The 13216-nt window shown below is 68.8% G+C and carries 12 protein-coding genes; 4 read left to right on the top strand and 8 right to left on the bottom strand.

Annotation, left to right across the window (positions count from 1 at the left end):
* Positions 1-248 precede the first annotated feature (248 nt).
* Positions 249-1034 (top strand): thiazole synthase, encoded by a 786-nt coding sequence (locus EGT29_RS05180; RefSeq protein WP_124688012.1) that lies wholly within the window; start codon positions 249-251, stop codon positions 1032-1034.
* Between the two features lie 18 nt (positions 1035-1052).
* On the opposite strand, the gene EGT29_RS05175 is transcribed toward EGT29_RS05180, so the two are convergent.
* Genes EGT29_RS05175 through EGT29_RS05145 form a run of 7 tightly spaced genes read right to left on the bottom strand, consistent with a single transcriptional unit; the run spans position 1053 to position 10048 of the window.
* Positions 1053-2720 (bottom strand): thiamine pyrophosphate-binding protein, encoded by a 1668-nt coding sequence (locus EGT29_RS05175; RefSeq protein WP_124688011.1) that lies wholly within the window; start codon positions 2718-2720, stop codon positions 1053-1055.
* Positions 2721-2751: 31 nt separating this feature from the next.
* Positions 2752-4203, bottom strand: coding sequence for an aldehyde dehydrogenase family protein (locus EGT29_RS05170; protein WP_124688010.1), 1452 nt, complete (start codon positions 4201-4203; stop codon positions 2752-2754).
* A complete protein-coding gene (locus tag EGT29_RS05165; protein WP_124688009.1) occupies positions 4176-5390 on the bottom strand; it encodes an alpha-hydroxy acid oxidase in 1215 nt (404 codons plus the stop codon). Before EGT29_RS05165 ends, EGT29_RS05170 begins: the two co-directional genes overlap by 28 nt.
* 19 nt (positions 5391-5409) lie before the next feature.
* Complete coding sequence (locus EGT29_RS05160) at positions 5410-6846, bottom strand: UbiD family decarboxylase (RefSeq protein WP_124688008.1); 1437 nt, start codon at positions 6844-6846, stop codon at positions 5410-5412.
* Positions 6847-6879: 33 nt separating this feature from the next.
* Complete coding sequence (locus tag EGT29_RS05155) at positions 6880-7863, bottom strand: tripartite tricarboxylate transporter substrate binding protein (protein WP_124688007.1); 984 nt, start codon at positions 7861-7863, stop codon at positions 6880-6882.
* Between the two features lie 38 nt (positions 7864-7901).
* Positions 7902-9059, bottom strand: a complete 1158-nt coding sequence (locus EGT29_RS05150) for a mandelate racemase/muconate lactonizing enzyme family protein (RefSeq protein ID WP_202865590.1) — start codon at positions 9057-9059, stop codon at positions 7902-7904.
* A complete protein-coding gene (locus tag EGT29_RS05145; RefSeq protein WP_124688006.1) occupies positions 9056-10048 on the bottom strand; it encodes a tripartite tricarboxylate transporter substrate binding protein in 993 nt (330 codons plus the stop codon). The genes EGT29_RS05150 and EGT29_RS05145 overlap by 4 nt, the downstream gene beginning before the upstream one ends.
* 235 nt (positions 10049-10283) lie before the next feature.
* Between EGT29_RS05145 and EGT29_RS05140 the strand changes: the two genes are divergently transcribed.
* Positions 10284-11222 (top strand): LysR family transcriptional regulator, encoded by a 939-nt coding sequence (locus EGT29_RS05140; protein WP_124688005.1) that lies wholly within the window; start codon positions 10284-10286, stop codon positions 11220-11222.
* Positions 11223-11231: 9 nt separating this feature from the next.
* On the opposite strand, the gene thiD is transcribed toward EGT29_RS05140, so the two are convergent.
* Positions 11232-12056: a bifunctional hydroxymethylpyrimidine kinase/phosphomethylpyrimidine kinase gene (gene thiD, locus EGT29_RS05135; protein ID WP_124688004.1), complete on the bottom strand. Its 825-nt coding sequence runs from the start codon at positions 12054-12056 to the stop codon at positions 11232-11234.
* 116 nt (positions 12057-12172) lie between these two features.
* Here thiD and EGT29_RS05130 point away from each other — a divergent pair, with 116 nt between their 5' ends.
* A complete protein-coding gene (locus EGT29_RS05130) occupies positions 12173-12472 on the top strand; it encodes an antibiotic biosynthesis monooxygenase (RefSeq protein ID WP_087840875.1) in 300 nt (99 codons plus the stop codon).
* Positions 12473-12521: 49 nt separating this feature from the next.
* Positions 12522-13202: a protein-L-isoaspartate O-methyltransferase gene (locus EGT29_RS05125; RefSeq protein ID WP_124688003.1), complete on the top strand. Its 681-nt coding sequence runs from the start codon at positions 12522-12524 to the stop codon at positions 13200-13202.
* Positions 13203-13216: the final 14 nt, after the last annotated feature.

The raw sequence follows: 13216 nt of genomic DNA, 5'->3' as shown, positions 1-13216 counted from the left end.
TCCCGGCTACGCCGGGACTTCCCGCGATTCGGGCGGGATTCGGGGCGGGCGAAAAACTCGCGCGGGGACAGTCCCCCGGACTGTCCCTACTGCCGCGCTCAAACAGTTTCGCCCTTGCTTCCCCGAATCCCGCCCGAATCGCGGCCGGCCCAATGCCGCTGCGCCGCCTGCCGGGCCAAGCCGGTTGAAGCAACGTAATGCCACGGCTGTGGCCGGGGCATGATCGATAGAGATTTCAGGATCCAACCATGACAGACACATTCACTCTTGCCGGCAAGACCTACTCCTCCCGCCTGTTGGTGGGCACCGGCAAGTACAAGGATTTCGACGAGACCAAGGCGGCCATCGACGCCAGCGGCGCCAATATCGTCACCGTGGCCATCCGCCGCACCAACATCGGCCAGAACGCGGGCGAGCCCAGCCTGCTGGATTACCTGCCGCCCAGCGAATACACCATCCTGCCCAATACCGCCGGCTGCTACACCGCCGATGACGCCGTGCGCACGCTGCGGCTGGCGCGCGAACTGCTGGATGGGCATGACCTGGTCAAGCTGGAAGTGCTGGGCGATTCGCACACGCTGTTCCCGAACATGCCTGAAACCCTGAAGGCCGCGGAAACGCTGGTCAAGGACGGTTTCAAGGTGATGGTGTATTGCACCGACGATCCCATCCAGGCGCGCATGCTGGAAGAGATCGGCTGCATCGCGGTCATGCCGCTGGCCTCGCTGATCGGCTCGGGCATGGGCATCCTGAATCCGTGGAACCTGCGGCTGATCATCGACCAGGCCAACGTGCCCATCATCGTGGACGCGGGCGTGGGCACGGCCTCAGATGCGGCGATCGCCATGGAGCTGGGCTGCGACGGCGTGCTGATGAACACCGCCATCGCCGCGGCCAAGGATCCCATCCTGATGGCCAGCGCGATGAAGAAAGGCGTGGAAGCCGGGCGCGAGGCCTTCCTGGCGGGCCGCATGCCCAAGAAACTGTACAGCGGATCGCCCAGTTCGCCGACGACGGGGCTGATTCAGTCGTAAGACCGCGCCGCTGCCCCGTCACCCTTGCCGCAACTTGGTGATCGTCGCCCGCGGCGAGATCACGTCGGGGTCGGTCTTCAGCGCCAGCAGGGCCGGCCGGCCCGCCTCCAGCGCCCGGGCGAACGCGGCGGGGAAATCGGCGGTCGCCAGGACCTGCTCGGCGTGCAGCCCATAGGCCGCCGCCAGCGCGACGAAATCGGGATTGCGCAGGTCGGTGCCATGCACCCGGCCCGGATAGTGCCGCTCCTGGTGCATGCGTATGCTGCCGTACATCCCGTTGTCCACCACGATGAACACGGCATTCGCGCCGTACTGGACCGCCGTCGCCATTTCCTGCGAATTCATCAGGAAGCAGCCATCCCCCGCGAAGCAGACGGCGGGCCGGTCGGGATGGACGAGCTTGGCGGCGATGGCCGCCGGCACGCCGTAGCCCATGGTCCCGCTGGTGGGCGCGAGCTGCGTGCGCCAGCCGCGGTACTGGTAGAAGCGCTGCACCCATAGCGTGTAGTTGCCGGCCCCATTGGTGATGATGGACTCGGGCGGCAGCACGTCGCGCACGTGGGCCATGACCTCGCCCAGGTCCACGGGGCCGGGCATGGGCGCGTGCCGCAGGTTGTCGAGATAGTCCGCGCGGGCCTGCGCGGTCCAGTCGGCCCAGGCGGGCGGTGCGGCAGGCGCCAATTGCACGGCCGCCGCGGCGAAGGACGCCATGTCGGCGTTGATGGCGACGTCGGCGCTGTAGACGCGCCCCAGTTCGCCCGCGTCCAGGTGGACGTGCGCCAGCTTCTGGCGTGGCCGGGGGACGTCCAGCAGCGCGTAGCCGTTGGTGGACGTCTCGCCCAGGCGGGGCCCGACCGCGACGATCAGGTCGGCTTGCCCGATGCGGGCGGCCAGGCGCGGGTCCATGCCCAGGCCCGCCTCGCCCACATAAAGATCGTTGCGGTTGTCGAACAGATCCTGCCGCCGGAAGGTGCAGGCCACCGGCAGGTCGAAGGCGCGCGCGAAGCGCTCGATGTCCTCGCAGGCGGCACGCGACCAGCCCCCACCGCCCAGCAGCATCAGGGGCCGGCGGGCCTCGGCCAGCAGGGCCGCCAGATCCGCCATGTCCCGCGCCGCCGGCGCCTGCGCGATGTGCCGGTAGCGCGGGGCGTCGTCCGCCACCGCCATTTCCGCCAGCATGTCCTCTGGCAGCGCCAGCACCACCGGGCCGGGGCGGCCCGAGGTCGCCACATGGAAGGCACGGCTGACGTACTCGGGAATGCGGCGCGCATCGTCGATCTGGTCCACCCACTTGGCCTGGGTGCCGAACATGTGGCGAAAGTCGATTTCCTGCCAGGCCTCGCGTCCCATGTCGCCGCGCGCCACCTGGCCGACGAACACGATCAGCGGCGTCGAATCCTGCCGCGCGGTATGAATGCCGATGCTGGCATTGGTCGCGCCAGGCCCGCGCGTCACGAAGCAGATCCCGGGTTCACCGGTCAGCTTGCCATAGGCTTCGGCCATGTGCGCCGCCCCGCCCTCCTGGCGGCATACCACCAGCCGGATCGCGTCGCGCGCCTCGTACAGCGCGTCCAGCACGGCCAGGAAGCTTTCGCCCGGGACGCAGAAGGCGGTATCCACGCCGTGCGTCCTCAGCGCGTCCACCAGGATCCGGCCGCCGCTGCGCGCCTCGGATGTTCCACTCATGTCGGTTCCTTGAAATCTCGTTGGGCGTGTCTCAGACCACGCCGGCGCTGCGATAGATGTGCTTGGTTTCCAGGAAATCGCCCAGCCCCTCGTAGCCGTGCAGCCGGCCCAGCCCGCTCTGGCGGTAGCCGCCGGTTTCGGCTTCGGCGAACAGACGGTTGTGGTCGTTGATCCAGACCGTGCCGTTGCGCAGGGCGCGCGCGACGCGCAATGCGCGGTCGCCGTCGGCGGTCCAGACGCTCGCGGACAGCCCGTACACCGTGTGATTGGCGCGCTGCACCGCCTCGCGTTCGTCGTCGAAGGATTCCAGCACCACGAAGGGGCCGAAGATTTCTTCCTGGCAGAAGAAGGCCGAGCTGTCGCGATGCGCCACCAGCGTGGGCGTCAGATAGCTGCCGCCGGCCAGCGCCCCCTGCGGCCGGCCACCGCGCAGCAGGACTTCGTCGCATTCGTCCAGCGCGCGCCGCGCGGCCTCGTCCACCGTTCGCACCGCCTGCCCGTCGATCAACGGCCCCATGCCCGAGGCTTCGTCCGAACCGGGGCCGACCACGATGGCCGACAGGGCTCCGGCCAGGGCGCGCTTCATCTCGTCCAGGCGCGAGGCATGGACCAGCACGCGCCGCGCGGCCGTGCACTGCTGCCCGGAAATGATGGTGGCCGCCGCGGCCAGCTGGCGCGCGGTCGTTTCGATGTCCGCATCGGGAAAGACCAGGCAGCACGACTTGCCGCCCAGTTCCAGCGACAGCTTCTTCATCGTGGGCGCGGCCGCCGCCATGATGTGCTGGCCGACCAGGTTGGAACCGGTGAAGCTCAGCACGTCCACGTCGGGCGAGGCGACCAGTTCCCGGGCCGCCTCGCTGCCGGTCTCGCACACCAGGTTCAGCACGCCGGGCGGCAGGCCGGGCACCTGCGCCAGTTCCTGCAGCACCGCCGCCGTGATCTGTGCGGTCTGCTGCGCGGGCTTGACGATGGCCGCGCATCCGGCCGCCAGCGCGGGCGCGAGCGCCCGGATCAGCAGCACGACCGGGGCGTTCCAGGGAATGATCAGCGCCGCCACCCCGGCCGGCTCGCGCAGCGTGGCCGCGAAGGCTCCGGGCTCCACTTCCATGAAATGCCCGGGCATGTGGCGCGCCAGCCCAGCGTAATAGCGGATCTCGGAAATGGCCCCGGCCATCTCGCCGCGCGCTTCGCGCAGCACCTTGCCGTTCTCGCGCGTCAGCAGCGCCGCCAGATCGGTGCGGCGTTCGAGCCGGTCGGCCCATTGCAGCAGGACGTTCTGCCGCACGCGCGGGCTTTGCGGCCAGGGCGTCGTGTCGAAGGCGCGGCGGGCGGCGGCGATGGCCGCCTGCGCCTCCACGCGGCCGCCGTCGGCCAGCGTGCCGATGGTCTGGCCCGTGGCGGGGTCGATGCTGGCGGCCGTGCGGCCGTCGGCGGAAGGCAGCCAATGTCCATCGATCAGATGGCGGGCGTCGAGCAAGTGCATGAGCATTCTCCGGAAGGGATGCGGAATTCGGATGGCGGGCCTGGCCGGGCCAGGTACCGGCTGTCCAGGCCGGCGACGTCGGCGCATCCCAGCAGGGCGAGGTCGACATCGATCTCGCGCTTGAGCAGGGCCAGCACGTGGGCGACGCCGGCCTGTCCGCCCACGGCCAGGCCGTACATGGCGGGGCGGCCGATGAAGACGAAATCGGCGCCCAGCGCCAGCGCCTTCAGGATGTCGGTGCCGCGCCGAAAGCCGCTGTCGACCATGATCGCCAGCCGCGGCGCCGCGGCCGCGATGGCGGGCAAGGCATCGATCGGCGCCTGCGCGCCGTCGAGCTGCCGGCCGCCGTGATTGGAGACGATGACGCCGTCGGCGCCGATGGCCTGGGCGCGCCCGGCATCCTCAGGATGCAGCAGGCCCTTGATCACCAGCCGGCCGCGCCAGCGGTCGCGCACCCAGGCCAGGTCGTCCCACGACAGCGCGGCCCGCCCCGCGCGGTGGTCGCCGGATGCCGCCATGATGATGCGGTTGCCACGCGCCGCGGAAAAATTCTCGAACCGGGGGATGCCCTGGCGCAGCAGTGTTTGCAGGAAGGTCCGCGCCAGCCAGCCGGGCCGAGCCAGGCCGCCGGCCACCAGCCGCGGCGTGAGCCGCAGCGGCAGGCTGAAGCCATTGCGCAGCTCCACCTCGCGCGTCGAGGCGATCGGCACGTCCACCGTCACCACCAGCACCGGTACGCCCGCCCGCTCGGCACGCGCCAGCAAGGCACCAATCAGTTCACGGTTGGACGGGACATAGGCCTGGAACCAGCTTCCCGGCGCCTGTTGCAGCACGCGCTCCATGGGCGTGGTCGACGCGCCGCTCAACACGAAGGGCACCTGGGCCTCGGCCGCCGCGCGCGCCAGCGCGAGGTCGCCGTCGAAGCCGCAGATGCCGGCCACGCCCATGGGCGCGATGCCGAACGGCGCGGCGTAGTGCGTGCCGAACAGGCTCCTGGCCTGGGACCGGCGCGACACGTCCACCAGGAAGCGCGGCACGAACCGCCAGGCATCGAAAGCCTGGCGATTGCCCCGCAGCGCGCTTTCGGTTTCCGAGCCGCCCGAGACATAGCCGTACACGCTGGGCGGCAGGCGCCGCCGCGCGGCCTGCTCCAGGTCGCCGGTGGACAGGATGGAAGCCAGGGTCATCGTTGTTCCTCGTGCGCCGCTAACCGACCGCGCCGGTTTCCCAGTCGACCACGGCATTGGGCATGATCTGCGCGGCGATGTCTATCTCCGCCTCGCCCGGGATCCTGACCTTGGTGAAGATGTGGCCCGCATAGGCCAGCGGCCGCGTGGCGTCCAGCCCCATCTTGGCGCCGATGCCCTGCAGGGCCGGCGGCAGATTCTCGATGTCGTCCACGCCCACGGTGGTGGACGGGTCGAGCACCGATCCCTGGGCGCCGCTGATCACCACCAGGTCGCGGTCGGCCTGGAAGCGCGTGGCCACGGCCCACTCGACCTGCTTGGGGTCGTGCACGTCGACGTCGTCGTCCACCACGATCACCTGCTTGATGTCGTAGTGCGCCCCCAGCGCGCACAGCAGCACGTTCTTGGGTTCGCCCTCGCGGCGCTTCCTGAACTTGACGAACAGGTGGTAGCGCCCCACCCCGCCCATGCTCAGGTGCACGTCCAGCACGCCGGGAAAGCTGCGTTGCAGGTGCGACAGCAGCGTGGCCTCGCGCGGGATGGACCCGAGCAGCAGGTGCTCGAGTTCGGCCGGCACGATGGTGTGGAAGATGGGACCGCGCCGGTGCGTGATGGCATCGACCGCGATCACCTCGCGCTTTTCCTTGGCGCTGTAGTAGCGCGGAAATTCGCCGAACGGCCCTTCCTCTTCCCGCACGCCCGGCAGCAGCCGCCCCTCGATCACGATCTCGGCGCGGGCCGGCACGCGCACGTCGTTGGTCAGGCACTTGACGACTTCGAGCGGTTCGCCGTGCAGGGCGCCGGCGATCTCGAGCTCGTCGTAGTCGATGGGCGTAATGGCCTGCGAAGCCAGCAGCGTCAGCGGATCGGCGCCGATCACCACCGCCACCGGCAATTCCAGGCCGCGCGCCTCCGCCTCCTGGTAGAACGCGTGCAGATGGCGCGGCAGCATCAGGATGGCCATGCGATCGCGGGCATGCACCTGGATGCGGTTGATCGAGACGTTCTGCACGCCCGTGACGGGATTGCGCGCGATCACCATGCCGGCCGTGATGTACGGACCGCTGTCGAACTCGCTGTGGGTGGGAATGGGCAGCTGCGCCAACAGGTCGACGTCGCGCAGCACGACTTCCTGGCAAGGTGCCGAAGCGGACGCCACCTCGCGCCATGGCAGCGGCGTCTCGGCCGCCGTCCGGAAAGCTTCCAGCAATCCGGCCGACTCGACCCCCAGGGCTTCGGCGATCCAGGCGCGCTGCGCCATGAAGCCCGACACGACGGGCATGGCATGGCCGCCGGGCCGAGGGAAGTAGGCGGCCTGGCGGCCGTCCAGCAGCTTGGCCATGGCCGCCAGCGTGTGCTTGAGCGGCACGCCCTCGCGCAGGACCGCGAGCCTGTCCGTCTTCGCCAGGTGCGCCAGCCACTGCCGCATGTCCCGGGGCCTGTTCTTGCCTGTCATGATTCCTTTCCTCGTCAATTGCGCCGGTCTCCCCTACTCCAGGGACACCTTGGCGTCATGCACGACCTTGGACCAGCGCTGGGACTGTTCCTTGAAATAGGCCGAGAAATCCTCCAGCGATCCGCCCAGCGGCTCCACGCCCTGGTCGGCGAAAATCTTCCTGACCTCGTCGGTGGCCAGGATCCGGTTCAGTTCCCGGTTCAGCTTGGCCAGGATGGCGGGCGGCGTCCGGGCCGGGGCGCCCAGGCCGTACCAGACGGCGACCTCGAAGCCGGGATAGCCCTGCTCGGCGATGGTGGGCAGATCGGGCGCCAGCGGCGAGCGCTTCGCGCCGGTGATGCCGAGCGCGCGCATCTTGCCCGCGCGCACGTGGGGCAGCACGTGCGGCATGTTGTCGAACATCACGTCCACCTGGCCGCCCAGCAGGTCGGTCACCATGGGCGCGCTGCCCTTGTAGGGCACCTGTATGAGATCGATGCCCGCCACGCTCTTGAAGTACTCCATGGTCAGGTGGTTCGAGGTGCCGTTGCCGGCGGTCGCGTAGTTGAGCTTGCCCGGGCGGCGCCGCGCCTCGGCCACGAGGTCCTGCACGCTGCGTATGCTCGAGTTCGCGCTGACCACCAGCAGGTTGGGCGAACGCGCGCCCAGGATCACCGGGGCCACATCCTTGACCGAGTCGTAGGGCAGCTTCTTGTACAGGAACTGGTTGGCCACCAGTGGAAAGCCGACCACGACCAGCGTGTAGCCGTCGGGCTCGGCGCGGACGCCCTGCTCGGTGCCGATGATGGTGCCCGCCCCCGGCTTGTTCTCGACGATGACCGGCTGGTGCCAGCTTTCCTGCAGCTTGCGCGCGAACACCCGCGCCATGGCATCGTTGAAGCCCGCCGGCGTATAGGGAACGATGATGCGTATGGGTTTTTCCGGGTAGGCGTCGGCCACCCGGTCCGCCAGGGCGGGCGCGGTGGCCGCCAGGGCGGCCGCGCCCGCGGCGATCCTGATCCACGTCGTGAAGTGCATGTTCCTGTCTCCGTTTGTCTGTTTGATGGATTGCTGCGTCATGCGTAGGCCGGCCCTTCGATGGCCGGATGGGCGCGCAGGAAGTCCTCGTCCACCTCCACGCCCAGGCCCGGCCCCTCCAGCGGCCGGACACAACCGTCGTCGCCCAGGCCGAACGGCGTGCTCGTTAGGCGATCGCGAAACAGGTTCACGCGCGAGACGTCGGCCTCGAAATACCCGCCGTTGTCCAGCGCCGCCAGCACGTGGACGGAGGCGGCCAGGTTGATGCCCGTCATCGACGAATGCAGGTGCACCGGCAGCTTGTGGGCCGACGCCATCGCGGCAATGCGCAGCGTCTCGGTGATGCCGCCCGCCTTGGACAGGTCGGGCTGCAATACGGTGACCACGCCGTCGTCCACCAGCCGGTTGAACTCGTAGCGGGTGTAGTGGTTCTCGCCCGCCGCCAGCGGCACCCGCCCGAAGGTCCGGGCCTGCGCATAGCTGCGATGGTCGTGCGGGGGGAACGGCTCTTCCAGCCAGCCCACCCCCAGTTCGTCCAGCCTCGGCATCACGGCGCGCGCCTCGTCCACCCCATAGGCGGTATTGGCATCGGCCAGGATGACCAGCTCGCCGCCGAACGCCTCCCGCACGGCGCGCACGCGGGCCAGGTCGCGCGCCACGCTGTCCCCCAGCCGCAGCTTCACCGCGCGGTATCCGGCCTCGATGTGGCGGCGCGCCTCCTCCACCAGGGCGGCGGGATCCTGCCACCCCAGTGCGACCCCCCCGGCATAGGCGGGAACCGCCCGCGCGGCGCCGCCCAGCAGCCTGTGCAGCGGCCAGCCGACAGCCTTGCCGCGAATGTCCCAAAGCGCCATGTCGATGCCGCTCATGGCCATCGCGCAGGCGGCGCCCAGGCCGTGGCTGGCGAGCTGGCGCATGTAGATGTGATGCCAGATCCCGTTCACGTCGGCCGCGTCCCGGCCCACCACGAACGGCCGCAGCGCGCTGTTCACGAAATGGGCGATGGTGGTGTGGGCGCGCCCGTGATGCGATTCGCCGTATCCCACCAGTCCGCATTCGGTCGTCACCTTGACCACCACGGCGTCGCGCTTGATCACCCGTCCGACGCCCAGCGTCACGCTGCTGGCGGCGGGAACCGGGAACGAAGTGGCGTAGGCCTGCACCTCGCGCACCACCAGCGGAGCGGCCGTCTTCATTGCGGCACGATCCCGGCCTGCCGGACCACCTGTTTCCAGAGGTCCATCTGCCCGGCGATGAAAGTACGAAATGCCTCCGGGCTTCCGCCGTCGGGCACCACGCCCTGCTGGCGGAAGACCTTGCGCACGTCCTCCATGGCCAGAATCGCCTCGAGCCGGGCATTGAGCTTGTCGACCACGGGACGGGGCGTGCCGGCCGGCACCACGAATCCGTGCCAGGACGACACTTCGTAGCCGGGCACGCCCGCCTCGGAAACGGTGGGCAGTTCCGGCATGAGCGCCGACCGCCGCGCATCGGCGATCGCCAGCGGCTTGACCTTGCCCGACTGGATGAAGGGCAGGACATGGGGGAAGGCGTCGAAAGCCAGCCCGACCTGGCCGCCGGCCAGGTCGGTCAACAGCGGCGTGCTTCCCTTGTACGGCACCGGCGTCATCTTCGCGCCGGTCATGCCGGAGAAGCGCTCCATCGCCAGGTGGTTGGAGGAACCATCGCCGGATGTGCCGTAGTTCAGGCTGCCGGGCCGGGCCCGCGCCGCCGCCAGCACGTCGGCCACGGAACGCAGGCTGGATTCGGCGTTCACGACCAGCAGCATGGGCGACCGCCCGGCCAGTATCACCGGTGTGAAATCCTTGACCGTGTCGTAGGGCAGCTTCTTGTACAGCCAGGGATTCGCGGCGAACGGAAACTGCACGACCAGCAGGGTGTAGCCGTCCGCCGGCGCCCGCGCCACGGCCGCCGAACCGATCTGCGTCCCCGCGCCCGGCTTGTTCTCGACGATGACGGGCTGGCCCCAGGCCTCGTGCAGCTTGGCCGCCACCAGCCGCCCCAGCGTGTCGTTGAAGCCGCCGGTCGGATAGGGCACGACGATGCGCAGCGGTTTGGAGGGATAAGTATCGGCCGCCGCCAGGGCGGTCCCGGGCAGCACCAGGGTCAGGCCGGCCACGGCCAACGCCGCCAGGGCGCGCCGGGGCAAGGGGGAAAGGGTCATGTCGCGTCTCCACTTCTCTTTCTTGTGGAGCGGAAGTCTAAGATCGCGTCATAATCAGTTCAATTAATATTTAATTATTGTCTATATCAATTTTTCTGAATATAAGGACAAGGTAAAGGCGAATTCTTCCCTGGATAGGGCAGAGATAATTCACCAAACAGAGATCGCTGTTGACAGCCATTCATTCATGGCTTTTTATGATCTCCATCAGAAAAATTGAACATACGGGCTCGACATGGAATTCCGGCAAATCCAATACTTCATCTGCCTGTTCGAGGAAGGCACGGTCACGAAGGCCGCGCGCCGGCTGAACATCGTCCAGCCCGCGCTCAGCATGCAGATCTCCAAGCTCGAACAGGAAGTCGGGCAGCGGCTGTTCGAACGCAGCCCCCAGGGCATGCTGCCCACCGCCACGGCGCGGCACATGTACCGGCTGTTCCTGCCCATCATGCGCGACTTCTCGCAGGCCCGCGACGAAGTGCTGTGCAACGACGGAGAAATCGCGGGCCACGTCAACATCGGCCTGATCGCCTCCATCACCGAAGGCGTGCTGGCCGAGACCATGACCAAGTTTTCGGCCAGCCATCCCAAGGTCTCGGTCACCGTGGCCGACGGCTACAGCGCCACGCTCAGCGACTGGGTGGCGGGCGGACAGCTCGACGCCGCCATCATCAACAAGCCACGCCGGCCGCTGGCGCTGAGCGTGGACCACATCGTGGACGAAGAACTGGTGCTGATCACCGGCACGCGGCATGCCGGCAACCTGCCCGTGCGGCTCACGCTCGGCCAGATCGCGTCGCAGAACCTGTCGCTGGTGCTGACCACGCGGCGCCACGGCCTGCGCCACATCATCGACAGCTTCGCCCAGCACGACAACGTCGAACTGGCCCCCTCGCTGGAAGTCGATTCCCTGGTCACCGTGGTCAAGCTGGTCGAGCAGAACCAGCTGGCGACGATCCTGCCGCGCATCGCCGTGCACGACCGGCTGCGGGCCGGGATCCTGCAGGCGCACGCCATCGTTTCGCCACGGTTGATACGGCAAGTCGTGTCGGTCGTCCACCCGCGCCGGCCGCTGAATCCGGCGGCGGCGGCCTTCATGGCCATGCTTACCCGGCAGATCCGGTTGCGGGCGCAGGAACAGGCGCCCGGGGCGCAGACCGCGCCCGCGCCATGACCGGAGCCGCTACCACCATCCGTGGAAGTGATGCACCGGCCCGTTGCCCGAGCCCACGCCCAGCCGGTCGGCGTGGCGGATGGCCTCGGTCAGGTAGTGCTTGGCCCGGCGGGCCGCATCGGGCACGTCCTGCGCCTGGGGCAGCAGCGCCGCCAGCGCGGCCGACAGGGTGCAGCCCGTGCCGTGGGTGTTGCGGGTATCGATGCGCGGCGCGGCCAGCTCGATCATCTGGTCGCCGTCGTGCAGCAGGTCGATGGCCATGTCGCCCGGCAGGTGCCCCCCTTTCAGGAACACCCAGCGATGGCCGTTGTGGGCCAGTTGTTCGCGCAACCGCTCGGCCACGCGCCGCATTTCCTTGACGGTTTCCACCGGCCGCTGCTCGAGCAGCACGCCGGCCTCCGGCAGGTTGGGCGTGATCATCGTCACCTGCGGCATCAGCACTTCGCGCAATGCGCCGATGGCGTCGCGCGCCAGCAGGGCGTCGCCGCTCTTGGCGATCATGACGGGGTCGAGCACCACGTGCGGCGGCTTCCAGTGCGCGAGCCGCTCGCCCACGACCTGGGTGACGGGCCGGCTGCCCAGCATGCCGATCTTGACCGCGTCGGCCGGCACGTCGGCGAACAAGGTGTCGATCTGCTGCGCGACGAAGGCGGGATCGACGGGCAGCACGCCCGTCACGCCCTGGGTGTTCTGCGCGGTCAGCGCCGCGATGACGCCGCAGGCGTACGCGCCCAGCGCGCTCATGGCCTTGACGTCGGCCAGCACCCCGGCGCCGCCCGAGGGGTCCACGCCCGCGATGGTCAGGGCCTTGGGAATGGGACGAACGGCAGACATGGCGATCCTCTGGAAACGAAACGCGCCGCCCCGCGGGCGACGCACGCCGCCAGTATAGTCCGCCGGCCGCGCGCGAACGCGGGTAACATGGCAGGCCGTTCTGTGGAAGGCCAACCATGATCTACGAACTCGCGCACATCGAAATCCAGCCCGGCACCCAGGAAAAATTCGAGGCCGGCGTCCAGGAAGCCGCCCCCCTGTTCCAGCGGGCCAAGGGCTGCCACGGCATGGAACTGCACCAGACGCTGGAGGATCCCAACGCCTACCTGCTCGTGGTCCAGTGGGAAACGCTGGAAGACCACACCGTGCACTTCCGGGGCTCGGAAGACTTCAAGGCCTGGCGCGCGCTGGTGGGCAGCTACTTCGCCAAGCCGCCCGAGGTCCGTCACGCCACCACGGTCGCCAAGCCGTTCTGACCCGGTTAGAATGGTTCGTTTTGTTACGTTTTCCTGCTCAAGTCCTGCCATGAACGCTGCTTCCCTTCCCGACGTCGAACACGCCCGCTTCAATATGGTGGAGCAGCAGATCCGCCCCTGGGACGTCCTCGACCCCAAGGTGCTGGAACTGCTGTTCAAGGTGAAGCGGGAGGAGTTCGTGCCGCCCGCGCTGCGCACCCTCGCCTTCGCCGATACCGAGATCCCGCTGCGGCTCGACGACTACGACAGCGGCGAATGCATGCTGGCGCCCAAGGTCGAAGCGCGCCTGCTGCAGGAACTCGCGCTCAAGCCCACCGACAGCGTGCTCGAGATCGGCACCGGCTCGGGCTACCAGACGGCGCTGCTGGCCAGCCAGGCCCAGACGGTCACCTCGGTCGAGATCCTGCCCAAGCTGGCCGCCTTCGCCCAGGCCAACCTGAAGCGCGCCGGCATCGCCAACGCCACCGTGCAGGTGGGCGACGGCAGCAAGGGCTGGGGCTCGACCGAGTACGACGCCATCCTCGTCACCGGCTCGGTACCCGAAGTGCCCGACAGCCTGAAGTACCAGCTGCGCGTGGGCGGCCGGCTGGCCATCATCGTCGGCCAGGCCCCGGTCATGACCTCCCTGCTCATCACCCGCACCACCGCCGCCAGCTTCGAGACCACCTCGCTGTTCGAAACCCTGGTCAAGCCCCTGCGCGGCACCACCGTTTCCAAGTTCAAGTTCTAAGCGGAGCTTCGTGC

This window comes from Pigmentiphaga sp. H8, assembly GCF_003854895.1.
Taxonomy (GTDB): Bacteria; Pseudomonadota; Gammaproteobacteria; order Burkholderiales; family Burkholderiaceae_B; genus Pigmentiphaga.
Note: the sequence above shows the minus strand (reverse complement) of the source record. Positions and strands in the feature narration are given on the sequence as shown.